This is a genomic window from Aeromonas sp. EU05-FHT14A05, assembly GCF_058791175.1.
Genome location: NZ_JBYTDH010000011.1, coordinates 78,559 through 103,025, shown reverse-complemented (window position 1 = coordinate 103,025; position 24,467 = coordinate 78,559). Strand labels below are relative to the sequence as shown.

Genomic DNA, 24,467 nt, shown 5'->3' with positions numbered 1-24,467 from the left:
TTATAGATATATTTCTCATGCCACTTATTGCCTGCCAACCGCAACTGATTATACTGCGCCCCTGAACGTAACCTGTATGAAACATTATGCTAACCTATTGAATTGAATTGATATGCATGACTGTTTTGGTTTGTTCTTATGGATGGTTTGCCTGATAAAATATTTATGCTTGAAATAATCCATTAAAAGCTTGTTTGTGCAGTTTTTTGGGTTATTCTTGCGCCCGTTTGTCGGGCGAGGGCATGAATATGCAGGCGGCCTGGCTGAAGGAAAAGTCACATTTAAGGCTGTCTATCATGTTGGAAAAGACCCTGCAGGCACCGGCGATCCATACTCGCCGCAATGTGCTGATGTTTTTGATCCCGTCGCTCATCGGGATCCTGCTGTTCATGACCCCCGTCATCTATGACGGCAATGTCACCATCCCTGTCGCCGTGCTGGCGAAGCTGGTACAGACGGTGTTCGCCGACTATCTGGTGGCCATGGTCAGCGCCATCATTACCACTACCATGCTGATGACCTTGATCGCCTGGTTGTTCAAGCCGGCGATCCTGGTGAGACGCCCCTTCCTCAACAGCCTGTTCAACGTCTCCCCCTTCTGGGCCTGCGTGCGGGTGCTGGGGGGCCTCTTCGTGCTGCTGACCTTCTTCGAGGCCGGTCCCGAGGTGCTGCGTTCCGGGGCGACCGGCGGCCTGGTGCTGCACGATCTGCTGCCGGTGCTGTTCTCTGTCTTCATCTTCGCCGGCTTGCTGCTGCCGCTGCTGCTGGACTTCGGTCTGCTGGAGTTCGTCGGCACCATGATGACCCGCATCATGCGCCCTGTGTTCCGCCTGCCCGGTCGCTCCGCCGTGGATTGCTTCGCCTCCTGGCTCGGGGATGGCAGCGTCGGCATCCTGCTTACCAGCAAGCAGTACGAGGGCAAGTTCTACACCCAGCGTGAAGCCGCCGTCATCGGCACCACCTTCTCCGCCGTCTCCATCACCTTCTGTCTGGTGGTGATCTCCCAGGTGAAGCTGGAGCACATGTTCGTCCCCTTCTACCTGACCGTCTGCCTGGCCGGCGTGGTCGCCGCCATAGTGGTGCCGCGCCTGCCCCCGCTCTCCTGGAAGAAGGATGTCTACAGCGACGGCACTCCCCTGTGCCGCAAGCAGGAGGCGATCCCTCATCAGCACAGCGTGCTGAGCTATGGCTATCAGCGTGCCCTGGCCAAGGCCGACAGCATGACTGATCTCGGTGCCGTGGCACGGGAAGGGGTGAAGAACGCCCTGGACATGGTGTTTGGCGTGCTGCCGGTGGTGATGGCGATCGGAACCTGTGCTCTGATGCTGGCGGAGCACACCCCCATCTTCAACTGGCTGGGCGCCCCCTTCGTGCCTTTGCTGGAGCTGCTGCAACTGCCGGAGGCCGAGGCGGCGTCCAAGACCATCATGGTGGGCTTCGCCGACATGTTCATCCCGGCGGTGCTGGCCTCGACCATAGAGAGCGACATCACCCGCTTCGTGATCGCCGCCATGTCGGTGACCCAGCTCATCTATATGTCGGAAGTGGGCGCCCTGCTGCTGGGCAGCAAGATCCCGGTCAAGCTGTGGGAGCTGTTCGTCATCTTCCTGCTGCGTACCCTGGTGACACTGCCGGTGATCGCCGGTGTGGCGCACCTGCTGTTCTAAGGGGCAGCCTGGAGACGAAAAAAACGGTCAACCTCGGTTGACCGTTTTTTTATGGGCGCCCGGTAATCGCGGCTAGCGCGGCTCCGCCAGCAGGGCCTGGCAGGCCGCCTCGTCCAGCTGCTCGGGGGTGAGGAAGCGCAGGGCATAGTCCCGCCAGACGCCGCTGTCGAGGAAGAGGGAGAACAGGGCCGGGTCTATGTGCTGCTCCTGCACCATCTTCTGCATGATGGTCAGGGACTGGGAGACCGTCTTGCCCGACTTGTAGGGACGATCGCTCGCGGTCAGGGCCTCGAAGATGTCGGCGATGGCCATGATGCGGGCGGGAATGCTCATCTGCTCACCCAGCAGCTGGCGCGGGTAGCCGGTGCCGTCCATCCGCTCGTGATGGCCCCCTGCGATCTCCGGTACCTTGCGCAGGTGACGGGGGAAGGGGAGCCGCTCCAGCATGCGGATGGTCTGGATGATGTGATCGTTGATCTTGTAGCGCTCCTCCTCGGTGAGGGTGCCACGGCCGATGGCGAGGTTGTAGCGCTCTCCCCGGTTGTAGAGATGGGTGGGCACCCGCACCTTGAAGCCCCAGGGATTGTGCCTGGCCAGGTTGTCGTGGGCGGGGCGGGGAATGAGGTGCACCGGGTTGTCGGCTAGCAGCGGCTCGCGGCAGGGCAGCGGCGCCGCCTCCCCGGGATGGCGCCTGAGCTCCTCCGGGCTGACGCCGAGGCGATCATCCAGGGTGCGCAGCCAGGTGCGGCTGGCGATGGCATCGAGCCGCGCCAGTTTTTCCGGTGCCATCCACTCGCCCCCCAGGTTGCACTCGGCGACGAAGGCGAACTCCTGATCCAGCATCTGCCAGATCGGGGTCACGGCCTCGAGGGCTGCCTGCCGCTCGGAGGCGGGCAGCCGGGCCGCCAGCGCCTCTATATGGGCGTCGCGCTTGAGCACCTCGAAACGGGTGCGGATCTCGTGGATCCTGTCGTAGATGGTCTCCAGCTTGGTGGCCTTGTCCACCACGAACTCAGGCGTGGTGACCTTGCCGCAGTCGTGCAACCAGCTCGCGATATGGATGGCCTCCCACTCCTCGTCGCTGAGGGTGAAGTCGCCAAAGGGGCCCTGCTGCTGGGCGCAGGCCGCCTCCGTCAGCATGCGGGTCAGTTCGGGCACGCGCTGGCAGTGGCCTCCGGTGTAGGGGCTCTTGGCGTCGATGGCACCGGCGATGAGCTCGATGAAGGCCTCCAGCAGCTGTTTTTGCTCCTCCAGCAGGCGCTGATTCTCGATTGCGGAGGCGGACATACCCGCCAGCGCCTCGATGAGGCTGATGCGTGACGCCAGCTCCCGTGGTGCGCAGTCCGGCAGGATCAGCAACAGGCAGCCGATCAACTCCTGGCGGTGATTGTAGAGGGGCTCGGCCAGCAGTTGGCGGGGGCCGGGGAAGGGGCCCCAGTCGGCGAGGTAGTGCGACCACTGCTCGGCGTTGAGGGGCAGGCTGAGCCGCTCGCTATGGTAGAGGCCGCCGAGCAGGGACTCCTGCCACTGCACCCGTTCACATTCCAGGGGCTGCCGTTGCCAGATGGCCTGAACCGCCTTCATCTGCCTGTCCTGGGCCAGATAGAGGCAACCGCCCTCCGCCTGGGCCGCCGCCACCGTCTCGTGCAGTATGCGGCTGAGCAGGGAATCGAAGCGGTGCTCGGCCGTCAGCGCCAGACCCATGCTCATGAAGTTGCCCAGGGTCAGCCGCATGCTGGACATGGCCCGGGCGAGATCGTCTATTTCGCGGATCGCCGAGTCGGGCCGCTCGCTCTCGCCGAAGTCGAAGTGCTGGATCCGCTCGGCCTCTTGCGTCAGCGCCAGCAAGGGGGCGGCGGTGCGCCGCGCCACCAGCCAGATGACGGGCAGCAGCAGCAGCAGACCGGCACATGCCCAGGCCAGGTTGCGCAGGGCGTCGTGGCGGGCCGGTGCGGTGAGCGCGTCCGCCGGGACCAGCAGGGCCAGGTAGAAGGGGGAGTCCTCGTCGAGGGAGGAGAGGTTGACCAGCCAGTCACGGCCATTGCCATCGTCCAGCGTCAGCTCGGCCGGCTCGTGCAGCAGGGCGGGCCTGGAGGCCATCTCCTGTTGCAGCCTGGCCAGTATGGGGTGCTTGAGCGCAGACAGCATGGGCAGGCGGCTCAGCTGTTCGAAACTGGGCAGCTGCTCGGGATCCGTGGCGAGCAGGGTTCCGAATTCGTCGAACATCACCAGCTGGCAGTGGCTCGGCAGGGGCAGCTCGCCGATGAGGGAGGAGAGCCCCTCCACGCCGGCATCCAGCCCTATCACAGCCCGGCGATCGTCGCTCTCCACCGCCAGCGTCATGCCCGGCTCCTTGGTGGTGAAGAAGAGATAGGGGTGGGTCACTATGATGCCGGTGCCCCAGCGGGCCTCCTTGTACCAGCCGCGGTCGCGGGGATCGAACTGGTAGTCCGGCATGGGCCGCCGCTCCAGCAGCCGCAGGCGCTGGTTGAAATAGAGAAACTCTCCCCGGCCCTGGCTCAGGCTCTGCACCAGCAGGTGGCTCCCGGGAGGGGGGCTGTCCAGCAACCCCCTGGCCCGCTCGGTCAGCTTGCGCACCAGGAAGAAGTCGCCGTTCTCGTAACCGGCATAGATGGCGCCATAGCTGGCGCTGTTGGCCAGCACCTCGGCCAGCTGGGGCAGGTAGCCGAGGCGGGACTCCAGGCTGGTCATGGCGGCCAGCTGGCCACTGCGCAACAGGCTGAGCGACATGCGGGCCGGGCGCTGGTTCAGCTTGATGGCGAGCGCCAGCTGCTCCCTGTACTGCTGGAAGTTTTGCCGTTCGTGCTCCAGCCCCTGCTGCATGCCCTGTTGAAACTGCAGCATGATGAGGGCGCCCCCCAGCACGGAGAACAGCAGTATGAAGAGGGTGGCAATGTGCACGTAAAAGGGCTTGCTGCCGAGGCTTGCTTTTGTCATGGACCTGTCCTTGTCCTGCGGGTGCTCCCCGCGATGATCTGCTAACAGTGTGCTCGCAAGATGACAAAAAGCATAGGAGGTGGGGGCCAGAAGGGGGGAGCCCTTATCTTCTGGCGTTCCCCTTGCCGCGAGCTGCATGGCGCGGGTCCCGGCAGCCTGGTCAGGTGATTCATTCAGATATCTCGTGCTACATTGCTCCACTGGTGAATCGCCTGTGAATCAATGGAGTGTCCCATGTCTGCCATCCCCTATTCCGTCCTGGATCTGGTGCCCGTCCCCGAAGGAAGCCAGCCGGCCGAGTCATTTCGTCATTCGCAGGATCTGGCCCGGCATGCCGAGCGCTGGGGCTACCACCGCTACTGGCTGGCGGAGCACCACAACATGCCGGGGATCGCCAGTGCCGCCACCTCGGTGCTCATCGGCCATCTGGCCGGTGCCACCAGCACTCTGCGGCTGGGGGCCGGCGGCATCATGCTGCCGAACCACTCCCCCCTGGTGATCGCCGAACAGTTCGGCACCCTCGCCTCTCTCTACCCGGATCGCATCGATCTCGGTCTTGGCCGTGCACCCGGTACCGATCAGCGCACCATGCAGGCGCTGCGCCGCCAGCGCAGCGGCGAGGTGGATGACTTTCCTGCGGACGTGCGCGAGCTGATGGGTTACTTCGGTGACGAGGTGGGCGCCGTGCAGGCGGTGCCCGGCCAGGGGCTGCACGTGCCGATCTGGCTGCTGGGCTCCAGCCTCTACAGTGCCCAGCTGGCGGCCGCCATGGGGCTGCCGTTCGGCTTTGCCTCCCACTTTGCCCCCGGCCTGCTGTTGCAGGCACTCGAGATCTACCGCACCCAGTTCCGCCCTTCCGCGCGCTGGCCCAAGCCTTATACGGTGGTCTGCATCAACCTGATCGCCGCCGACACGACCCGGGAGGCCCGCTTCCTGTTCACCACGCTCCAGCAGCAGTTCCTGCGCCTCTACCGGGGGGATGCCGGCAAGCTGCCGCTGCCGGTGCAGAGCCTGGGAGAGGCGTGGTCACCCCGGGAGCTGATGGCGATGGAGCAGACCCTGGCCCGCTCCCTGGTGGGGGATCCGGATCAGGTGCGTCACGGCCTCAAGGCCTTGCTGGCCGAAACCGGGGCCGACGAGCTGATGTTCAACGGTCCCATCGTCGATCATCAGGCCAGACTGCGCTCCTTCGAGATCGCCGCCGAGCTGATGCGGAGCCTGTGACAGCCTGTGCGGGCACACCAGCTCGTGTGCCCGCACCGGGGTGAATCGCCAGAACAGATTTCAAGTCTTTGATTTTAAACGATAGTCAGGTTTGTGTCGGCCCTCTGTCGTGTCACCTCTCGCCGTGCCGGCCCTATGCTGGCCCCGTCAATCACCACAAGGAGTCCAAGATGATCGTCAGGAAGTTGAGATTGCAGCGGGGTTGGTCCCAGGATCAGTTGGCGACCCTGACTGGCTTGAGTGTCCGCACCATACAGCGGATCGAGCAGGGCCAGCAGCCCGGACTGGAATCCCTCAAGGCCCTGGCCGCCGTCTTTGAGCTCGATGTGACTCAACTGCAGGAGAGCGAGATGAAAGGGAACGAGACCGACAGTCAGGGGACAGTGCATGTGGCCAGGGATGAGCGGGAGGCGATGAAGTTCGTCGAGGGGCTCAAGGGCTTCTACGGCCACCTCATCAGCTATGTGCTGGTGATAGGGGGGCTGTTTGTCATCAACTACCTGAGCAACCCGGACTATATCTGGGCCTGGTGGCCCATGCTGGGCTGGGGGCTGGGGCTGGCTTCCCACGCCATCAACCTGTTCCAGCCATTCAAGCTGTTCGGGCCCGAATGGGAGCGGCGCCAGGTCGAGAAACGGCTGGGGCGCAAGCTGTAAGTCACGACTTCACCCCATAAAACGGGCCCGGCAATGCCGGGCCCGTTTTATATCCGCTCTTCCTCATAGCTGCCTGGCATCAGTGAGGCAGGGGGTCGCCGCCTGGGCGTTATGCTCACTTGGCATAGGCGGGGGAGGAAGAGGTCGCCGCCTGGGCGTTATGCGCATTTGGCATAGGTGAGACAGAGGTCGCCGTCTGGGCGTTATGCTCACTTGGCATAGGCAGGGCAGGGGGTCGCTATCAGGGCATCGTCCTCGTAGCGCCAGAGGGTGAGGCTGTTGCCCCAGACGCAGCCGGTGTCCAGCCCCTTGATGTCCTCCTTGCCGGTGGCTCCCATCAGGGCCGCCCAGTGGCCGAACACCAGTATGGGGTCGTCCACATGGTGCTCGCGTTGCTCGAACCAGGGGCGCAGGCCGGGGGTGGACTCCGTGGGACCCTTCTTGCACTTGAAGTCGAGCCGGCCATCGAAGTAGCAGAAGCGCATCCGGGTGAAGCTGTTGATGATGTAGCGGTAGCGCTCTATCCCCAGCAGATTTTCGTCCCAGCTATCGGGCTGATCGCCATACATGTTGTGCAGCAGCCAGCTGTACTGATCGCCGCGCAGCAGCGTCTCCACCTCGCGGGCACAGCTGCGTGCCGTGTGGGCATCCCAGGCCGGAGAGAGGCCGGCATGGATCATCATGATGGGGAGATCCGGGTGCTCCGCCAGCAGGGGGCGGTGGCGCAGCCACTCCAGCAGCTCGTCCCGATCCGGGGCTTCCATCAGGGCCTGCAGCTTGTCTTTCTTCTTGAGGGGGGCGACCCCATGAGCCACCGCCAGCAGGTGCAGGTCGTGGTTGCCGAGCACGGTCACGGCGCGGTTTCCCAATGACTTGACGAAGCGCAGGGTGTTGAGAGAGTCCGGCCCGCGGGCGACCAGATCGCCGCACAGCCAGAGGGTGTCGTTGTCGGGGTCGAATTCGGCAAGATCCAGCAGACGGCGCAGATCGTCGTAGCAGCCCTGGATATCACCGACGAAACAATTCGCCATGAAACCTCAGTTGATAATGTTGGGAACGGCCAGTGTGAAGGGGGCTATGGGGGCCTCAAACTGCTGCCCCGATTCGTCTTGCAGGGTGTAACTGCCTTCCATCACGCCGAAGGGGGTGGGTAGGGGAACGCCACTCTGATAGGTGAAGGTCTCGCCGGGGGCGATGAAGGGCTGCTCGCCCACGACCCCGGGACCTTCCACTACCAGCATCTTGCCATTGGCATCCGTGATGAGCCAGCGCCGATGCAGCAGCTGCACCTTGCCCGGCCCCAGATTCTCTATCTCGATGAGATAGAGAAAATGGTAGGGATCCTCGGTGCCCGCCACATAGCTGGGGTGCGGGCGAACCACTATCCGGGGGGATGCCATGGGATCAGGCCTGCTGCTGATCGGCCAGCCAGTTGGCTATCATGACGAACTGCTCGAGGGAGAGGTTCTCCGGGCGCAGGTTGCCATCTATGCCAAGCTCGGTCAGCTGAGCGTCGGTGATGAAGTTGGAGAAGCTGTTGCGGATGGTCTTGCGACGCTGGCCGAAGCCCTCGGTGCAGACCCGGCTCAGGCAGCGGATGTCTTTCGCGACTATGGTCGGGTTCTTGTGCGGGATGAGGCGCACCACGGCCGAGTCGACCTTGGGGGCCGGCTTGAAGGCGCCGGGGCCCACTTCCAGCACTGGCACCACCTGGCAGTAGTACTGGGTCATCACGCTCAGGCGGCCATAGGCCTTGCTGCCGGGACCGGCGGCCAGACGCAGTACCACTTCCTTTTGCAGCATGAAGTGCATGTCCTCCACCCGGTCGGCGAACTCGCACAGGTGGAAGATGAGCGGGGTGGAGATGTTGTAGGGCAGGTTGCCGAAGATGCGCAGGGGAGGTTTGCCCTCTCCCATCAGGGTGCCGAAGTCGAAGCGCATGGCATCGGCCTCGATCACCGTCAGCTTCTCCTTGAGGGTCGGGTGCTCGCGCAGGCGAGCCGCCAGATCCCGGTCAAGCTCGACCACCGTCATCTTGTCCATCTGGGAGGCGACCGGTTCGGTCAGTGCCGCCAGACCCGGGCCGATTTCCACCAGGTTCTGACCCGGCTGCGGGTTGATGGCGGCGACGATCTGGTCGATCACATAACGGTCGTGCAAGAAGTTCTGACCGAAACGCTTACGGGCCGTGTGGCCCATGTGCACCTTGTTGCTCTGCACCTTACTGCTCATATCTTTTTTTCTCTACCATCTGGATGGCGTGGTTAATCGCGGTGACCAGGCTGCCCGAGTCTGCCAGGCCCTTGCCTGCCAGATCCAGCGCTGTGCCGTGATCCACCGAAGTACGGATGAATGGAAGTCCGAGGGTGATGTTGACCGAGTTGCCAAAGCCCTTGTATTTGAGCACCGGCAGCCCCTGGTCGTGGTACATGGCGAGTACCGCATCCGCATCCTTGAGGTATTTCTCCTGGAACAGGGTGTCGGCCGGCAAGGGGCCGACCAGATCTATCCCTTCCTGGCGCAGACTGGCCAGGGCGGGTTCGATCACGTCGATCTCTTCACGGCCGAGATGGCCCCCTTCCCCGGCATGGGGGTTGAGGCCGCAGACGTAAATTCTGGGGTGTGCTATGCCGAACTTGCCCTTGAGATCCGCATCCAGGATGCGGATCACCTTGGCAAGACGCTCCTGCGTGATGGCCATGGCCACGTAGGCGAGGGGAATGTGGGTGGTCGCCAGCGCCACCCGCAACCCTTCGGTAGCCAGCAGCATCACCACGTCGGCGGTGTCTGACTGCTGGGCGAAGAATTCGGTGTGGCCGCTGAACGAGACGCCCGCCTGGTTGATGATCCCCTTGTGCACCGGGCCTGTCACCACGGCGGCGAATTCGCCGCTCAGGTTGCCGTCGCAGGCGCGCTGCAGGGTGGCCAGTACATAGGCGCCATTGCCCTCGTCGAGCTCGCCCGGCACCACGGGGGCGCCGAGGGGGACGGGACAGACCGTCAGGGTTCCCGCTCGCTGACCCCTCACGGGGGCAGCGGCATCATAGGGTTGCAGCTCGATGGGCAGCCCCAGCAGGGCGGCGCGCTCGCGCAGCAGCGCCGGGTCGGCAATCACCACCAGCTGGTGCGGCCAGTCCCGCTGGGCTATCTGCAGCACCAGGTCCGGGCCTATGCCGGCGGGCTCACCCGGCGTGATGGCAAGACGATGGCTGTTCATCTGCTCGTCGCCCATTAATTGGGTTCGATCTGGATGTAGGCTTCGTCGCGCAGCTCATCCAGCCAGGCCTGGGACTCTTCGGTGAAGCGGCGGTTGAAGATGAGCTGATAGGCGCGCTGTTCCTGGGCCTTGCCGGTGGCATCCTGGCTGCGGCGATCTTCCAGCTGTACTATGTGCCAGCCGTGGCTGGTGCGGAAGGGCTCGCTGATCTGGCCCGGTTGCAGGCGGTTGACCATGTCGCGGAACTCCGGCACATAGACGTTGGGGTCAGACCAGCCCAGCTCGCCACCCTGCACCGCAGAGCCCGGATCCTCGGAGTACTTCTCCGCCATGCTGGCAAAGCTCGCCTTGCCGCTCTTGATGTCGTGCAAGATGCCGTCCAGGGTCCCCTTGGCCTTCTCCTCGCTCAGTATGATGGAGGGCTTGATCAGGATGTGGCGGGCCTTCACCTCGGTCTGCATCACTTGCTGCTGACCCTTGGTGTCGAAGATCTTGATGATGTGCAGACCGGCGCCGGAGCGCAGCGGGCCGACGATATCGCCCTTGCCGGCGCCCTGTACCGCCTCTGACATCAGGGTCGGCATCTCCTGCGGGCTCATCCAGCCCCAGTCACCCCCTTCCAGGGCCTTGGGGCCGTTGCTCTCGGCGATGGCCAGCTTGCGGAAGTCCGCCCCCTCTTTCAGTGCAGCCAGGATGCGTTCGATCTTGGCCTTGGCGGCGTTGAGCTGTTCGGCGTTCGGGTTGTCAGGCAGGGCAACCTGGATGTGGCCGACATGGTATTCGGTCTGTTGCTGGCCCTGCTTGCTCAGGGCCTCGACCACCTGCTTCACCTCCTGCTCGGAGATGTTGATGCGGCGGCGAACCTGGCTGCGGCGTACCTCGTTCATCAGGATCTCGCGGCGCACCTCTTCCCGGTACTGGGCATAGGTCAGCCCTTCCCGTTCGAGCTGGGCACGCAGCTGCTCCAGGTTCATCTTGTTGTCGGCGGCTATGCTCTGGATGGCCTGCTCCAGCTGGGTATCACTGATCTTGAGCCCCTGGCGATCCGCCAGCTGCAGCTGCAGGCTCTCCTGGATCAGACGATCCAGCGCCTGCTTGCGCAGGGTGACGTCATCGGGCAGGGATTGGCCGCTCTCCTGCGCAGAAGCCTTCACCTTCTGTACCAGGGCTTCCTGCTGACTGGCCAGCACCACGTCCTTGTTGACCACGGCAAGCACCTTGTCCACCAGCTCGGGCGCGGCGAGGGCGCCCTGGCTCATGACTCCAAACAGGCCTGCGGTCAGCAGGGAAATCAACGTCTTCTTCATATCCATCTCTCAAGGCGTTTGCCAGACCCGTTATTGGTCTCGCAGGTTAAACGGACGAATGTAAGGCAGTGCTTCGGTGTCAAGGGAGGTGCCCTTGGAGCCGGTACCCACGCTACCCAATCCTTTCATTTCAAATTGAATGCCGAGGCTGCGCTCGGACGTCGGGGCCAGGTTCACGTTGTCCGGCGTATTGACCCATTCCAGGTTGAAGTTGATGCTCCAGCAGCAGGAGTCATATTTCAGGCCCACCTTGCGGTCAACTTTGACGTTCTGATCGAGCTCCTGATAGTAGCCGCCATAGAGGTGCCACTGATCGTTGAGCGGAGTGGTCAACAGCAGGCCGATCTGGTTGAGATCCGTCACCTCGCCCTTGCGATCCAGGTCGTAGTTGGCGTCCCGCACGAAGCGGTGGCTCAACTGGCTGATCAGCTTCTCGTGGCGGTACTCCAGGGCGCTGTTGGAGGAGCTTATCTGACGCTGCTCCAGATCATATTGTGCCCCGGCATGGGCATACCACTGCTCGTTGATCTTGGCGTCACCCTCGAACGAGAGCGGGGAGCGGGTATTGGTGCTCAGCTCGTCGCTGGAGTAGAGCTTGACCCTGGGCGCCACGAAGTCGAAGGCTTGGGCAACGGCCAGCCGAATTCGTTCATCCCCGGCCGGATCATAGATACGGGTGGTGACGCCGACCGAGAGCCGGTTGGAGTCGCTGATGCGATCCAGGCCGGCGAAACGGCGGTCGCTGAACAGGCTGTAGTAGTCCTGACGCATGGTGGTGGAGTCGTAGACCCCGATGTTGTCCTGATCCTTGTAGGGCACATAGAGGTACTGGAACTCGGGTTCCAGGGTCTGGCTGGCCCCTTCGCCGAACCACTGCTGGTCGCGCTCGAAGGTCATGCCGCCCTTGAGGCGAAACGAAGGCAGCACCCGGGTGATGATGCCCTCTTCCAGGGTGACATCCCCCCCACCCTGAGGAGTGAACCTGTTGGTGAAGGTGCTGCTCATGTCATCCGGCACCGTCTGATCGTAACGGGTGTACATCAGCTTGTACTGGCTGTCGAGGAAGTAGCCGGCTTCGTCGATGAGCGGTATGGTCAGGGTGGGGGCCGTGTAGACCCGGGTGCCCGTGTAGGCGCTACCTTTGTTCTGCTCGATGGCCTGATCGTTGTTGTAGCCGAAGTTGGTCAGCTCTGTGTTCCAGGCCAGATCGTACCAGCTGCCCTGCTGGTAGTAGTTGTGGTTGATGCGCGGCATCAGCTCGTGGGGCTGCTGGGCGCTGGCCAGCAGGATCTGGTAGGTGCGCACCTCGGCATTGAGGTTCCAGTTCTGCTGGAAGTAGCCGGCCGTGAGGGACTGCTGCAACTGGTTGTCGACCTGGGTCCCCACCTTGGGGGAGAAGTCGTTGAAGTAGTTGTAGTCCCGATCCCGCACCTTGGTGTAGTCCACCGACACCCGCATGGCATTGTCCATGAACATGGAGGTGTGGCGGGCACTGAGCAGGTAGCGATGCCCGTCGGACAGGTGATCGTTGAGGCTGTCCGTCTCGTCGTACTGCTTGTCATCTGCCAGATTTTCGAAATAGAGGCTGCCCACGTGGGCCGGGTCCGGCATGTAGCGGAACTCGACCTGCTCCATCAGGCCCCGTCTGTCCATGAAGCGGGAGGTGATGGTGGCATCGTAGTTCGGCGCTATGTTCCAGTAGAACGGCTGGGTGATGTCCATGCCGTTCTTGGAGCTTTGGGTATAGCCCGGGTAGAGCAGGCCCGTCTTGCGCTCATCCTTGATGGGGAAGTTGATATAGGGGAAATAGAAGACCGGATAGTCATAGAGCCAGAGGCTGGCGTTCCAGGCCTCCCCGAACACCTCGGACTGATCGATGTCGATGCTGCCGGCCTTCAGGGTCCAGGCCTCCTGACCCGGTGGGCAGGTGGTGTACTGGGCCCCCTCCAGGGTGATGTTCTGGTTGTTGTTGGTCATGGTGACTTTTTCGGCGAAGCCGCGCACCGGTGAACCATGCACCTGATACTTGCCCTCTTCCAGCTCGGAGTTCTTGGTGTCCAGGTTGGATTTGAGGGTCTTGTCGCTGGTGACAGTAATCTGGCCATCGTTGTAATAGATGTTGCCGATGGCGATGACATCCCGGCTCTTCTGATCGAGCTGGGCATAGTCGGAGTCAAATTTGCGCACGCCCTGACGCACCTTGACGTCACCTTCATAGACGGCGGTGCCACCCTGCTTGGCCTCAAGGCGATCGGCATCCACTTCGACAGGCTGGGCATTGGCGTCCTGATCCGCGCTGGGTTTCTCGACCTTGGGGACATAGTCATAGCAGAGGCTGTTGAGGATCCCGGTGGCCGGTGGCGCATTGAGGGGCGCCGCCTGCACCGTGAACGGACTCAGGGCAGGAACAAGGCTGATGGTCAGGGCGATGGGATAAGAAGACCCCAGTGTCCATTTTGTCATGTGAAGGGCTCGCGCAATCCGTAGTAAAAACGGTTGATTCAGGGCATGCATTTTATGTCAGGATCCATCGAGTTGACATTGCATGTCATTGCTTTATGTTAGCCGGCAATGATAAAGCATTATTGCGGCCAGGGCTAACAGCCAAGTGCTGCTTTCCAATTTGGTTCCCGACTCATGCACGATCGCGCTTCCCTGCTATTGCAATGGGCACGCCGGATTACCGGTGATGCCAACCTCTCGTTGACGCTTATTTCCGGTGACGCCAGTTTCCGCCGCTACTTCCGTGGTGGTGGCCTGGTGTGGGTGGATGCTAATCCGAAAACCGAAAAAAATCATGAATTCGTTCGCAATGCCGCCGCCCTGCACGGCGTTGGGCTGCTGGCCCCCGAGGTGAAGGGGGTCGACTATGAGCAGGGGCTGCTGGCGGTCAGTGACCTTGGTGATACCCAGCTTATCGGCTGCCTGAACGATGACAATGTGCTGGCCTGGTATGGCAAGGCCATAGGACTGCTGCCCCGGCTCGGATCGGTGGCGCTCGAGCTCGAGCCCTTCGACGAGGCCTTCATGGCCCGCGAGAACGCCATCTTCCCCGAGTGGCTGCTGGGTCATCACCTGCATCTGAGTCTCGGCGAGACCGAACAGCAACTGCTGGACGAGATGTTCGCCTGCCTCACGCAGAACAACCTGGCCCAGCCCCACGGGGTGATGCACAGAGACTTCCACAGCCGCAACCTGATGGTGTGCGGCGGTGATACGCCGGACGGCAGCCGGCTTGCCGTCATCGACTTCCAGGACATGGTCATCGGGCCGCTGAGCTACGATCTGGTCTCCCTGCTGAAAGACTGTTACGTGCGCTGGCCCGATGAGGTGATCGAGCAGGGCATGAGCCATGGCTTTGAGACCCTGAGCCGGGCAGGCCTGCTCGACGGGCTCGATTATGCCAGCTTCCGTCGTCACGCCGACCTGACCGGCATGCAGCGGCATCTGAAGGCGGCCGGCCTCTTCACCCGTCTCTACCATCGCGACGGCAAGTCCGGCTACCTCAAGGACATCCCCCGTACCCTGGGCTATGTGGTGGACGTGTGCCGCCAGCATGGGGCCGAGCATCCTGTGCTGGCCCGCTTCGGCGACTGGTTGCAGCAGGTGGTGCTGCCGGGCCTGGCCCGGGCGGCTGAGGCACGGCGTGCCGGGGAGCCGTCATGAAGGCGATGATCCTGGCCGCGGGCCGTGGCGAGCGGATGCGCCCGCTCACCGACCTGCTGCCCAAGCCGCTGCTGGCGGTGGGGGGCAAGCCCCTCATCGTCCACCACATCGAGAAGCTCAAGGCGGCCGGGGTGACCCGGCTGGTCATCAACCACGCCTGGCTCGGTCACAAGCTGGTGGAGGCCCTCGGCGATGGCCGCCAGTTCGGGGTCGAGATCCTGTGGTCGGCGGAGGAGAGTGCCCTCGAGACCGCGGGCGGCATAGTGCAGGCATTGCCACTGCTGGGGGCTGAGCCCTTCTTGGTGATCAACGGCGATACCTGGATTGATGCGGATTATGGTGCTCTGGTGAATCAGTCGCTGGGAGAGGACCTGGCCCATCTCTGGCTGGTACCCAATCCGCCCCAGCATCCTCAGGGGGATTTCTCCCTGCAAGACGGCCGGGTGCTGGACGCGCCAGCCCTCACCTTCAGCGGCGTCGGCCTCTATCACCCGGCGGCCTTTGTCCCCCTGCCTTGCGGTGCCCGCAAGCTGGCCCCCCTGCTGCGCGACTGGATGGCACAAGGCCGGGTCGGTGGCACTCTGCTGACCGGCGAGTGGCGGGACATAGGCACAGTCGATCGGCTGCGGGAGCTGGATGACCAGCTGCTTGCCGGCACTCATTAACATCACGAGGTCTTGAACCATGCGTATTTGGGGTAAGGTGCTTGGCGCCTTCTTCGGTTTTCTGCTCGGCAACATCTTTGGCGCCCTGCTTGGCCTCTGGATCGGCCACCGCTTCGATCGGGGCATGGGCATTCGGGGGGCGTTCCAGCGAGCTCCCAGCCAGCAGCAGCAGGCGGTCTTCTTCCACGCCACCTTCGCCGTCATGGGCCACATCGCCAAGGCGAGCGGTCAGGTCACCGAGCACGAGATCCGGGTCGCCTCCAGCCTGATGGACAGGATGCGACTCTCCGGCGAGCAGCGGGTGCGGGCCCAGGAGTCGTTCCGCCAGGGCAAGGAGAGCGATTTTCCGCTGCGCGAAACCCTGGCGGAGTTCCGCCGCGCCAGCCTGGGGCAGCGCGACATCCTGCGCTTCTTCCTGGAGGTGCAGCTGCAGGCCGCCTTTGCCGATGGCAAGGTGGAGGCCAACGAGCGTGCCATCCTGCAGACCATAGCGGACGAGCTCGGCTTCAGCCGTATCGAGCTGGCGCGGATCCTGGCGATGGCGGAGGCGCAGATGAACTTCTTCCACCGCCAGCAGCAGGGTGGGCAAGGGCAGCAATACCGGCAGGAGGCCCCCTCCCAGGATCGCCTCAAGGATGCCTACCAGCTGCTGGGGGTGAGCGAGAGCGACAGCGATCAGGATATCAAGCGCGCCTATCGCAAGGAGATGAGCAAGCATCACCCGGACAAGCTGGCCGCCAAGGGGTTGCCCCCCGAGATGATGGAGATGGCCAAGGAGAAGACCCAGGAGATCCAGCAGGCCTGGGAGTGGATCCGAGAGGCCCGCGGCATCCGTTGAACCCTGCCCTTTGCCAGCCATAAAAAATGCCCGTCGATGACGGGCATTTTTGTATGCGAAAGCCGGGATTAGTGGCTGTCGACCCAGACGAACTTGAGCACGAACAGCAGGGCCACCACCAGCACGCAGGGGTTGATCTCGCGCCAGCGGCCGGTGCCCGCCTTCATCACGCAGTAGGAGATGAAGCCCACGGCTATCCCCTCGGTGATGGAGAAGCTGAACGGCATCATCACCGCTGTCATGAAGGCCGGCACCGCTTCGGTCAGGTCTTCCCACTTCACCCGGGTCAGCTCGGAGCACATCAGCACCCCCACGTAGATAAGGGCGCCGGCGGCGGCATAGGCCGGCACCATGGCGGCAACCGGGGAGAAGAAGATCGCCAGCAGGAACAGCACGCCGACCACGATGGCGGTCAGGCCGGTACGGCCGCCGACGGCCACCCCTGAGCTGCTCTCGATATAGGCGGTGACCGATGACGTGCCCATAAAGGCGCCGCCGACCGAGCTCACGCTGTCCACCACCAGCGCCTGCTTCATGCGCGGGAAGTGGCCCTTGTCATCCGCCAGCTTGGCGCGGTTGGTGACGCCGATCAGGGTGCCTGACGAGTCGAACAGATTGACCAGCATAAAGGAGAAGATGATCCCCGCGAGGCTGATGTCCAGCGATCCCATCAGGTCCAGCTGACCGAAGACGGGGGTGATGCTCGGCGGCACAGAGACGAAGCCCTTGAAGGTCACGTCGCCAAACAGCCAGCCCAGGGTGGTGGTGACGACGATGGCGATCAGCACGGCGGAGTGCACGCCGCGGGCGGAGAAGATGCAGATCAGGAAGAAGCCGAGCAGCCCCAGCAGACAGGGCAGGGAGGTGAGGTTGCCCACCGTCACCATGGTAGCGGGGCTTGCCACCACTATGCCGGCGTTGTGCAGGCCGAGCAGGGCGATGAGCAGGCCTATGCCGGCTGTGATGCCGACCCGCAGGGTGAGGGGGATGTTGGCAATCAGCCAGTAGCGTACCCGCAGCAGGGTGAGGATCAGCAATCCTAAGGCGCCCCAGAAGATGGTGCCCATGCCGACCTGCCAGGAGTAGCCCATGCCGGCCACCACCACGAAGGCGAAGAAGGCATTCAGCCCCATGGCGGGGGCCAGGGCGATGGGCAGGTTCGCCAGCAACCCCATCAGGATGCTGCCGATGCCGGCGATGAGGCAGGTGGTGACGAACACCGCCTGGGTGTCCATGCCCGCCGCAGAGAGGATCTGCGGGTTGACGAAGACAATGTAGACCATGGTCAGGAAGGTGGTGATGCCGGCGATGACCTCGGTGCGGGCCGTGGTGCCATGGCCTTTCAGGGCAAACAGGCGCTCGAGCAATCCTTGCCCGGCGGCGGGGTTGGCTGCCTGCTCTGTGGCGTTGTGTGGTTGATTCATGTTGGATTCCAATGGGTGACGTGAAATAAGCAGCAGGCGAACAGTCAACCCCATCCATGGGGGCTGGGTTGCCCTGTTTCTGGCGACTGAGCGACCAGACTCGTCCTGATACCGTGACAGCGCGCACATTTTTACACAGGCGGCGACGTTTACAAACCCCGGATCTGCGAGGCGGATCAATGAATAGAGTAAAAATTCAAACGTTTGCCCGTCGAGGTGCAAAAACAAGGTTCGATAGAGGCTTGTGTTGCCATGGTGCCCCTCAGCGGCTCTTGAGGTAGCGCTCCACCAGCTGGGCCAGCACGGCGTCGCTGTGCTCCTGCAAGGTGGCGAGCGTCAGTCCCATGCGCTGCAGCAGCAGGCCGGCCTGTGCCTCGCTCAGGGTGCGCCCGTCGATGAAGTAGGCCTGCTCGGGCAACTGCTTGTCATGACGGGGGAGCAGCACCCAGCTCACCCGCTCGGGTTCGATGGCGGCAAAGATCCGGTTGGCCGCGGTGCAGAAGGTATCGATGTGGCGCTTGCCATCCGGGCCCAGGCAGCCGGGTTCGATCCGGATCTGGATGGTGACTCTCTTCGGGGGGGCGCTGGTCTGGGTCATCGGTGAGTGCCGGTAGGGGGAAGCGGGAAGAGTGTAAGCGAAAAGGCAAAAGAAAGGGGAGCCCGGGCTCCCCTTGTGACGTTGCAATCCCCCTGATGGGGCGATGCATCACTTCGCTTGCATGGCGGTCCGCTTACTTGGCGATGCGCTTGTACTTGGCGCGGTGCGGCTGGACGGCGTCGGCGCCGTAGGTCTTCTTCTTCCACTCTTCGTATTCGGTGAAGTTGCCCTCGAAGAAGGCAATCTTGCCCTCGTCCTGGTAGTCCAGGATGTGGGTGGCGATACGGTCGAGGAACCAGCGATCGTGGGAGATGACCATGGCACAACCCGGGAACTCCAGCAGGGCGTTCTCGAGGGCGCGCAGGGTTTCGATATCCAGATCGTTGGTCGGTTCATCCAGCAGCAAGACGTTGCCGCCGGTTTGCAGCAGCTTGGCCAGGTGCAGACGGCCGCGCTCACCACCGGACAGCTCGCCGACCCGCTTCTGCTGATCGGCGCCCTTGAAGTTGAAGCGACCTATGTAGGCACGGCTCGGGAACTCGTAGTTGCCGATGCGCAGGATATCCTGACCGTCGGCGACTTCCTCGAACACCGTCTTCTTGTCGTTCATGCTGTCGCGGAACTGATCCACGGAGGCCAGCACCACGGTATCGCCCAGGGTGATGGAACCGGAGTCCGGCTGCTCCTGGCCCGACATCATGCGGAACAGGGTAGATTTACCAGCGCCGTTCGGACCAATGATGCCGACGATGGCCCCCTTCGGAATGGAGAAGGAGAGATCGTCGATCAGCTGGCGATCGCCATAGGACTTGCAGAGGTTTGCCACCTCTACCACCTTGTCGCCGAGACGGGGTCCGGGCGGAATGAACAGCTCGTTGGTCTCGTTGCGCTTCTGGTAGTCGTTGGTGTTGAGCTCCTCGAAGCGAGCCATACGGGCCTTGGACTTGGCCTGACGGCCTTTCGGGTTCTGACGCACCCACTCCAGTTCCTTCTCGATGGACTTGCGACGGGCCGCTTCCGAGCTGGCTTCCTGAGCCAGACGGGCGTCTTTTTGCTCCAGCCAGGAGGAGTAGTTGCCTTCCCAGGGGATACCCTCGCCACGGTCCAGCTCCAGGATCCAGCCCGCCACGTTGTCGAGGAAGTAGCGGTCGTGGGTGATGGCCACGACGGTGCCCTCGTAGTCGTGCAGGAAGCGCTCCAGCCAGGCCACGGATTCCGCATCCAGGTGGTTGGTCGGTTCGTCCAGCAGCAGCATGTCCGGCTTTTCCAGCAGCAGACGGCACAGGGCTACCCGGCGGCGCTCACCCCCGGAGAGGTGCTTGATCTGGGCGTCCCAGGCCGGCAGGCGCAGGGCGTCGGCCGCGCGCTCCAGCTGGTTCTCCATGTTGTGACCACCCTGGGCGGCGATGATGGCTTCCAGCTCGCCCTGTTCGCGGGCCAGCTTGTCAAAATCCGCATCCGGGTCGGCATAGGCCGCATAGACCTCATCCAGGCGAGCCATGGCGCGTTTCACCTCGCCGACTGCCTCTTCCACCGCCTCGCGGACCGTCTGCTCCGGATCCAGCTTCGGCTCCTGGGGCAGGTAGCCGATCTTGATGCCGGGCTGCGGACGGGCTTCCCCTTCGATCTCGGTGTCTATCCCCGCCATGATGCGCAGCAGGGTGGATTTACCGGCGCCGTTCAGACCCAGCACGCCTATCTTGGCGCCCGGGAAGAAGGAGAGGGAGATGTTCTTGAGGATATGACGCTTGGGCGGCACGACCTTGCCGACCCTGTTCATGGTGTAAATAAATTGAGCCATTGGCTAATTCTCTTCCTTTTCAGCAGTTTAATGTCTTTGCATTAACAAACTGACGTCGTGGTGGGGCCTGGTCGGCAGGGGCCGACCCGGTTCCAAAAAACCCGTCGATTGTAAACCAATGGGAAGAGGGCGGCAAAGTAGACAACCGGAGCATTGAGTGCAGGGAGTCCCATCGGCAGAGGGGTGAAAAGCGGCGGGCATCTGGCAGATGCCCGGTCAGGGTTTCGGGCCGAACTGGCTTAAGACTTCCTTAATTCTGGCTCGATAGGATTCATCAGCCGACCTTGAGAAGTAATGGGGTCAGCTTTTGCCAGGGGTCAGCGGGGCTGCCTGGTGCTCTTGGCCGGGTCCTGCCCCGAGTAGTAGAGCACCCGCTGCACATACTCCTGGGTCTCCTGGTAGGGCGGTACGCCGCCATGGCGGATCACGGCCTGTTCACCGGCGTTGTAGGCGGCGCTGATCCTGACCCAGTCGGGGCCAAACTGCTTCTCCAGCCACTTCAGGTAGATCATGGCGCCGCGGATGTTCTGCTGGGCGTCGAAGGGGCGGGTCACGCCGAAGCGCACCTGGGTCTCGGGAATGAGCTGCATGACCCCTTGCGCCTGCTTGGGGGAGACGGCTGTGCTGTTGAGATTGGACTCGGCGATGGCGATGGCGAGCGCCAGCTGGGGGTCGACCTTGTGACGGTGGGCGGCCTGGCGGATCATGACGGCCAGCTTCTGTTTGGTGAGGGATTGGCGGGCCAGGTAGCTATCCTGATCGAAGGGGGTGCTGGGGCGTACCCAGGGAGCGCCGCCTCCACCCCCGCCGATGCCGCAGGTGCCCAAGGGGGCGTTGCCCACCCGCTCGTTGTAGTAGCGAGCCGCTTGCTGATTGCCAAGGCGCATGGCCATGGCGAGGTAGGCGTTGGCGTGGCGGGGGCTGCGGATCCCCTGAGGCCCGCGAGCCAGCAGGCGGCCGATGCGATAGTAGGCTTCCGGGTTGCCCAGGCTGGCTGCGGTGCAGTAGTGGGCTATGGCTCGCCGCGGGTTGCTCTGCTCCATGGCGGCGCCCTGGCGCAAGGCGCTCATGGCCTTGGGGGCCTGGCGAAAGGTGTCGGCATGGGAGGAGGTTGCAAGCAGCAGCAGGACTCCCCAGCCCCAGGTGCAGAGTCTCTGCATGATGGATACCTCGAATTAGTATCCGGAAGATATAGGCCCGATATGGGGGGGGCGCCAGCCAGGGGATGGAACATCTGGTTATGTGTCAGGCCATCAGAGATGAAAACGGTCTGGAACTTTTGGCAGAGTCAAAAAGGCGCTCCTGGTGAGTGTGATGGGGAGTCTGGAGTGTGCGCGGTCAGCCCCTCTGCTCGCGGCACAACTCAAATTGATGGATTTGTTACTGTCGGGGCAATAAACTGCCGGTCTTGCACTCTAACGTCTTGTATTTGCATGATGTTAGCCAGCTTGTCGATAAAATAGAAATGGGGGACGCAGTCGAACCGATTGCATCCTTCGTCATGATTGGGAAGCGCATATGGTTGATTCGATCGATGTCTCTGTCGTGGTGCCCGCCAAGGATGAGCGGGACAATCTGGCCCCCCTCATCGGCGAGATCGATGCCGCGCTGGCGGGGAAATACAGCTACGAGCTGATCTATGTGGACGATGGCAGCGAGGATGACAGCTATGCCCTGCTCTGCGGTCTGAAGGCGCAATTCCCCGCGCTGCGGGTGGTGCGTCATGCCAGGGCCGTCGGCCAGAGCATGGCGGTGCTGAGCGGCGTGCGCCAGGGGCGCGGCGACTGGCTAGTGGTGCTTGACGGGGATGGCCAGAACGATCCGGCTGACATTCCCGCCATGCTGGAGGAGGCCAGGCGCCGCTTCGCCTCCGACAAGTACCAGGTGGGGCTTATCGGTCACCGCGTCAATCGCCGGGATGACTGGGTCAAGCGCCTCTCGTCCAGGCTGGCCAACGGTTTTCGCGATCTGCTGCTGCGGGACGGCATCCCGGATACCGGCTGCGGTCTCAAGGTGGTGCGGCGCGACTGGTATCTGCGCCTGCCCGGCTTCAACCACATGCACCGCTACATTCCGGCCCTGATCCAGGCCCAGGGCGGGCGCATGTCCCCCTGGCCGGTCAACCACAGGCCACGGCAGGCGGGTGTCTCCAAGTACGGGGTCTGGAACCGGCTCTGGGTCGGGCTGGTGGACGTGGTCGGTGTCTGGTGGCTGCAACGCCGATCCAAGGTGGTCGAAGTCAGGGAGATGCTGGAGTGATGGAGACCCTGCTTTCGTTGCCGTCGATCTGGCTGGATAGGGATGAGCTTGCCCTGCATGTCGGCGGGTTGCACTCGGGAGGGCGGCGATGATCGATGCCCTGCTCTCCATGGAGCTGACCTGGTTCGACTGGACCGGCCTGCATGTCACCGGCTGGAAGCTCATCGGCTACACGGGGGCGCTGATGTTCGGCGGCCGCTGGCTGGTGCAGTTCCTGGCCTCCAAGCGGGCCGGCAAGCCGGTGATCCCGCGTATGTTCTGGTACATGAGCGTGCTCGGCAGCCTGATGACCCTCAGCTATTTCGTTTTCTCCCCCAAGCAGGACTCCGTCGGCGTGCTGCAGAATCTCTTCCCCACCTTCACCGCCCTCTACAGCCTCTACCTGGATATCCAGCACAGGGGCTGGAAGCGGGACAAGCTCGTCGAGGATAACGAGACCCGCCATAGCAAGGCCGTCGACGACAACGAGATCCGCCATGGCAAATGACCGCTTCCTGCTCAATCAGGCCTCCCTCGGCTGGCTGCTGCTGATCGCCCTGATAGTGCTGGGGGCCGGTCTCGGCCTGCGGGATCCCTGGCCCGCCGACGAGCCGCGCTTCGCCCTGGTCGCCAAGGAGATGGTGGAGAGCGGGCAGTGGCTCTTCCCCATGCGCGGCGGCGAGATCTATCCGGACAAGCCCCCCCTGTTTATGTGGGGCATCGCCCTTGGCTATCTGCTGACCGGCTCCATCAAGGTGGCGTTTCTGCTGCCCTCCCTGCTGGCGGGCCTGCTGACCATTGCGCTGGTGTGGGATCTGGGTCGCCGCCTGTGGAGCGCACAAGTCGGCTTTATGGCCGGGCTGCTGCTGTTGTTTACCGTCCAGTTCACCCTGCAGGCCAAGACGGCCCAGATAGACGCTCTGGTGACCTGCTTCATCACGCTGGGGGTCTACGGTTTCGTGCGCTTCCTGCTCTGCGGGGGAGGCTGGCGCTGGTACTGGCTCGGCTGGTTTGCCGCCGGGCTCGGCATCATCACCAAGGGGGTGGGGCTGCTGGCCCTGCTGATCCTGATCCCGGCAATCTGGACCCACTGGAAGCAGATCCGTACCGCCCCCCCTGCCGACTGGTTGAAGGCGCTGGCGGGGCCGCTCTTCATGCTGCTGGCCATCGGGTTGTGGCTGGTGCCCATGCTGACGGCTGTGGCCCAGAGCGGGGACCCAGTGCTGCAGGCCTACAGAGACAACATACTGCTGCGCCAGACGGTGACCCGCTATGCGAATGCCTGGCATCACGTCAAACCCTTCTGGTACTACCTCAGCTCGGTGATCCCGCCGTTCTGGCTGCCCCTCTCCCTGCTGCTGCCCTGGCTGGTGCTGGCGTGGCGCAAGGCCATCCAGGGGCAGGACAAGCGCATCATATTGCTGCTCGGCTACCTGGTGCTGGTGGTGCTCTTCTTCTCCCTGTCGCCGGGCAAGCGCGGCGTCTATGTCACGCCAGGCACCCCGGCCCTGGCACTGCTGACCGCCCCCTACATAGGCTCACTGCTGGCGCGGGTCTGGCCCGGCCGCCTGCTGGGTGGGCTCGGCTGGCTGCTGGGGATCATCTGTGTGGGCGGCGCCGGGGCGCTGGTCGTCAGCGACAAGCTGGCGAGCCGGCTGGGGGAGCTGGGACCGGCCCCCTGGCTGCCCCTGCTGGTGCTGGGGGCGGCGCTGCTGCTGGTCAATGTGCTGCTGCGCCGGGCGCCGCTCAGCGCCATCCTCTGTTCGCTGGCGGTGGGTTGGCTGCTCTACTCCTGCTGGATCTGCGTGCGCCTCAACGACATGCGCACGCCGCAGGGGGTGATGGCGCGGGCACAGCAGGAGGTGCCCGCGGGGGATGAACTGCTGCTGGCCGGTTTCAAGGAGCAGCACCTGCTGTTCGCCCGGCAGCCCGTGCAACATTACCCCTACCTGCTGGGGGACGGGGAGCAGGCCCACGAGGCGGCGGCCTGGGTGGCGGCCGGGCCCGGGCGCCATGTGCTGGGCAGTGCGGATCTGATGGTGCTGTGTTTCGAGCCAGAGAAGATGGAAAACCTCGGCAACCGCCATCGCACCGACTGGCTGCTGGCAGGCGCTGAGGCCCTCAAGCCCGCATGCCAGGGGCTGACCCCGGGGCTCGAACCCTTCCGCTATACCCCTGGCCCCTGAGGCCCCAGCAAGAGGGGCTGCC

At 63.3% G+C, this 24,467-nt stretch carries 20 protein-coding genes; 9 read left to right on the top strand and 11 right to left on the bottom strand.

The genetic code is table 11. The annotated features are described in order from the left end of the window. Positions 1 to 296 precede the first annotated feature (296 nt). A complete protein-coding gene (locus tag AC3WR3_RS15760; RefSeq protein ID WP_139435027.1) occupies positions 297 to 1,667 on the top strand; it encodes a YjiH family protein in 1,371 nt (456 codons plus the stop codon). A 72-nt stretch (positions 1,668 to 1,739) separates the two neighbouring features. On the opposite strand, the gene AC3WR3_RS15755 is transcribed toward AC3WR3_RS15760, so the two are convergent. Continuing rightward, positions 1,740 to 4,625, bottom strand: a complete 2,886-nt coding sequence (locus AC3WR3_RS15755; RefSeq protein WP_492292274.1) for an HD domain-containing phosphohydrolase — start codon at positions 4,623 to 4,625, stop codon at positions 1,740 to 1,742. Positions 4,626 to 4,859: 234 nt separating this feature from the next. On the opposite strand from AC3WR3_RS15755, the gene AC3WR3_RS15750 reads away from it, so the two are divergent. Both AC3WR3_RS15750 and AC3WR3_RS15745 read left to right on the top strand, forming a co-directional pair. Then, complete coding sequence (locus AC3WR3_RS15750; protein ID WP_492292273.1) at positions 4,860 to 5,849, top strand: luciferase-like monooxygenase; 990 nt, start codon at positions 4,860 to 4,862, stop codon at positions 5,847 to 5,849. 170 nt (positions 5,850 to 6,019) lie between these two features. Then, positions 6,020 to 6,505: a 2TM domain-containing protein gene (locus tag AC3WR3_RS15745; protein ID WP_265435991.1), complete on the top strand. Its 486-nt coding sequence runs from the start codon at positions 6,020 to 6,022 to the stop codon at positions 6,503 to 6,505. A gap of 209 nt (positions 6,506 to 6,714) precedes the next feature. On the opposite strand, the gene AC3WR3_RS15740 is transcribed toward AC3WR3_RS15745, so the two are convergent. Genes AC3WR3_RS15740 through lptD form a run of 6 tightly spaced genes read right to left on the bottom strand, consistent with a single transcriptional unit; the run spans position 6,715 to position 13,492 of the window. Further along, positions 6,715 to 7,536 carry a symmetrical bis(5'-nucleosyl)-tetraphosphatase gene (locus tag AC3WR3_RS15740; RefSeq protein WP_139435021.1) on the bottom strand — a complete coding sequence of 274 codons (822 nt, stop codon included), beginning with the start codon at positions 7,534 to 7,536 and terminating at the stop codon, positions 6,715 to 6,717. 6 nt (positions 7,537 to 7,542) lie between these two features. After that, complete coding sequence (gene apaG, locus AC3WR3_RS15735) at positions 7,543 to 7,905, bottom strand: Co2+/Mg2+ efflux protein ApaG (protein ID WP_492292272.1); 363 nt, start codon at positions 7,903 to 7,905, stop codon at positions 7,543 to 7,545. Between the two features lie 4 nt (positions 7,906 to 7,909). Then, positions 7,910 to 8,737 (bottom strand): 16S rRNA (adenine(1518)-N(6)/adenine(1519)-N(6))-dimethyltransferase RsmA, encoded by an 828-nt coding sequence (rsmA, locus tag AC3WR3_RS15730; RefSeq protein ID WP_162519146.1) that lies wholly within the window; start codon positions 8,735 to 8,737, stop codon positions 7,910 to 7,912. Then, positions 8,727 to 9,722, bottom strand: a complete 996-nt coding sequence (pdxA, locus tag AC3WR3_RS15725; protein ID WP_479758502.1) for a 4-hydroxythreonine-4-phosphate dehydrogenase PdxA — start codon at positions 9,720 to 9,722, stop codon at positions 8,727 to 8,729. Before pdxA ends, rsmA begins: the two co-directional genes overlap by 11 nt. Positions 9,723 to 9,736: 14 nt before the next feature. Beyond that, positions 9,737 to 11,029, bottom strand: a complete 1,293-nt coding sequence (gene surA / locus AC3WR3_RS15720; protein ID WP_139435016.1) for a peptidylprolyl isomerase SurA — start codon at positions 11,027 to 11,029, stop codon at positions 9,737 to 9,739. A gap of 30 nt (positions 11,030 to 11,059) precedes the next feature. After that, entirely contained in the window at positions 11,060 to 13,492 is a 2,433-nt protein-coding gene (gene lptD, locus AC3WR3_RS15715) for an LPS assembly protein LptD (protein ID WP_492292271.1), read from the bottom strand. A 174-nt stretch (positions 13,493 to 13,666) separates the two neighbouring features. Here lptD and AC3WR3_RS15710 point away from each other — a divergent pair, with 174 nt between their 5' ends. From AC3WR3_RS15710 to djlA, 3 genes are read left to right on the top strand one after another with little or no spacing between them, the layout of a single operon-like run. Further along, positions 13,667 to 14,695 (top strand): aminoglycoside phosphotransferase family protein, encoded by a 1,029-nt coding sequence (locus AC3WR3_RS15710; RefSeq protein WP_492292270.1) that lies wholly within the window; start codon positions 13,667 to 13,669, stop codon positions 14,693 to 14,695. Further along, on the top strand, positions 14,692 to 15,360 hold the full coding sequence (murU, locus tag AC3WR3_RS15705) for an N-acetylmuramate alpha-1-phosphate uridylyltransferase MurU (protein ID WP_139435010.1): 669 nt from the start codon (positions 14,692 to 14,694) through the stop codon (positions 15,358 to 15,360). The genes AC3WR3_RS15710 and murU overlap by 4 nt, the downstream gene beginning before the upstream one ends. Positions 15,361 to 15,379: 19 nt before the next feature. Next, a complete protein-coding gene (gene djlA, locus AC3WR3_RS15700; protein ID WP_139435008.1) occupies positions 15,380 to 16,198 on the top strand; it encodes a co-chaperone DjlA in 819 nt (272 codons plus the stop codon). 68 nt (positions 16,199 to 16,266) lie between these two features. Here the strand turns inward: djlA and AC3WR3_RS15695 are convergent, their stop codons facing one another. The 4 genes from AC3WR3_RS15695 to AC3WR3_RS15680 form a co-directional block, all read right to left on the bottom strand. Further along, complete coding sequence (locus tag AC3WR3_RS15695) at positions 16,267 to 17,622, bottom strand: NCS2 family permease (RefSeq protein WP_171272518.1); 1,356 nt, start codon at positions 17,620 to 17,622, stop codon at positions 16,267 to 16,269. Positions 17,623 to 17,884: 262 nt separating this feature from the next. After that, positions 17,885 to 18,220, bottom strand: coding sequence for a hypothetical protein (locus AC3WR3_RS15690; RefSeq protein WP_492292269.1), 336 nt, complete (start codon positions 18,218 to 18,220; stop codon positions 17,885 to 17,887). A 133-nt stretch (positions 18,221 to 18,353) separates the two neighbouring features. Continuing rightward, positions 18,354 to 20,021, bottom strand: coding sequence for an energy-dependent translational throttle protein EttA (ettA, locus tag AC3WR3_RS15685; RefSeq protein WP_429109348.1), 1,668 nt, complete (start codon positions 20,019 to 20,021; stop codon positions 18,354 to 18,356). A gap of 317 nt (positions 20,022 to 20,338) precedes the next feature. After that, positions 20,339 to 21,181: a lytic transglycosylase domain-containing protein gene (locus AC3WR3_RS15680; protein WP_307765888.1), complete on the bottom strand. Its 843-nt coding sequence runs from the start codon at positions 21,179 to 21,181 to the stop codon at positions 20,339 to 20,341. 358 nt (positions 21,182 to 21,539) lie between these two features. Between AC3WR3_RS15680 and AC3WR3_RS15675 the strand changes: the two genes are divergently transcribed. The 3 genes from AC3WR3_RS15675 (at position 21,540) to AC3WR3_RS15665 (ending at position 24,445) form a co-directional block, all read left to right on the top strand. Beyond that, positions 21,540 to 22,280, top strand: coding sequence for a glycosyltransferase family 2 protein (locus tag AC3WR3_RS15675; protein WP_265435979.1), 741 nt, complete (start codon positions 21,540 to 21,542; stop codon positions 22,278 to 22,280). Between the two features lie 88 nt (positions 22,281 to 22,368). Further along, positions 22,369 to 22,767, top strand: coding sequence for a lipid-A-disaccharide synthase N-terminal domain-containing protein (locus AC3WR3_RS15670; protein WP_492292268.1), 399 nt, complete (start codon positions 22,369 to 22,371; stop codon positions 22,765 to 22,767). Further along, a complete protein-coding gene (locus tag AC3WR3_RS15665) occupies positions 22,757 to 24,445 on the top strand; it encodes an ArnT family glycosyltransferase (protein WP_492292267.1) in 1,689 nt (562 codons plus the stop codon). Before AC3WR3_RS15670 ends, AC3WR3_RS15665 begins: the two co-directional genes overlap by 11 nt. Positions 24,446 to 24,467 lie beyond the last annotated feature (22 nt).

Bases quoted from the DNA above. Each gene is read 5' to 3' on its own strand.
- surA (WP_139435016.1), bottom strand. From the start codon at position 11,029: ATGAAGAAGACGTTGATTTCCCTGCTGACCGCAGGCCTGTTTGGAGTC.
- AC3WR3_RS15695 (WP_171272518.1), bottom strand. From the start codon at position 17,622: ATGAATCAACCACACAACGCCACAGAGCAGGCAGCCAACCCCGCCGCC.
- apaG (WP_492292272.1), bottom strand. From the start codon at position 7,905: ATGGCATCCCCCCGGATAGTGGTTCGCCCGCACCCCAGCTATGTGGCG.
- AC3WR3_RS15745 (WP_265435991.1), top strand. From the start codon at position 6,020: ATGATCGTCAGGAAGTTGAGATTGCAGCGGGGTTGGTCCCAGGATCAG.
- AC3WR3_RS15750 (WP_492292273.1), top strand. From the start codon at position 4,860: ATGTCTGCCATCCCCTATTCCGTCCTGGATCTGGTGCCCGTCCCCGAA.
- AC3WR3_RS15665 (WP_492292267.1), top strand. From the start codon at position 22,757: ATGGCAAATGACCGCTTCCTGCTCAATCAGGCCTCCCTCGGCTGGCTG.
- AC3WR3_RS15690 (WP_492292269.1), bottom strand. From the start codon at position 18,220: ATGACCCAGACCAGCGCCCCCCCGAAGAGAGTCACCATCCAGATCCGG.
- lptD (WP_492292271.1), bottom strand. From the start codon at position 13,492: ATGACAAAATGGACACTGGGGTCTTCTTATCCCATCGCCCTGACCATC.
- AC3WR3_RS15675 (WP_265435979.1), top strand. From the start codon at position 21,540: ATGGTTGATTCGATCGATGTCTCTGTCGTGGTGCCCGCCAAGGATGAG.
- rsmA (WP_162519146.1), bottom strand. From the start codon at position 8,737: ATGAGCAGTAAGGTGCAGAGCAACAAGGTGCACATGGGCCACACGGCC.
- pdxA (WP_479758502.1), bottom strand. From the start codon at position 9,722: ATGAACAGCCATCGTCTTGCCATCACGCCGGGTGAGCCCGCCGGCATA.
- AC3WR3_RS15740 (WP_139435021.1), bottom strand. From the start codon at position 7,536: ATGGCGAATTGTTTCGTCGGTGATATCCAGGGCTGCTACGACGATCTG.
- murU (WP_139435010.1), top strand. From the start codon at position 14,692: ATGAAGGCGATGATCCTGGCCGCGGGCCGTGGCGAGCGGATGCGCCCG.
- ettA (WP_429109348.1), bottom strand. From the start codon at position 20,021: ATGGCTCAATTTATTTACACCATGAACAGGGTCGGCAAGGTCGTGCCG.
- AC3WR3_RS15670 (WP_492292268.1), top strand. From the start codon at position 22,369: ATGATCGATGCCCTGCTCTCCATGGAGCTGACCTGGTTCGACTGGACC.
- djlA (WP_139435008.1), top strand. From the start codon at position 15,380: ATGCGTATTTGGGGTAAGGTGCTTGGCGCCTTCTTCGGTTTTCTGCTC.
- AC3WR3_RS15680 (WP_307765888.1), bottom strand. From the start codon at position 21,181: ATGCAGAGACTCTGCACCTGGGGCTGGGGAGTCCTGCTGCTGCTTGCA.
- AC3WR3_RS15755 (WP_492292274.1), bottom strand. From the start codon at position 4,625: ATGACAAAAGCAAGCCTCGGCAGCAAGCCCTTTTACGTGCACATTGCC.
- AC3WR3_RS15710 (WP_492292270.1), top strand. From the start codon at position 13,667: ATGCACGATCGCGCTTCCCTGCTATTGCAATGGGCACGCCGGATTACC.
- AC3WR3_RS15760 (WP_139435027.1), top strand. From the start codon at position 297: ATGTTGGAAAAGACCCTGCAGGCACCGGCGATCCATACTCGCCGCAAT.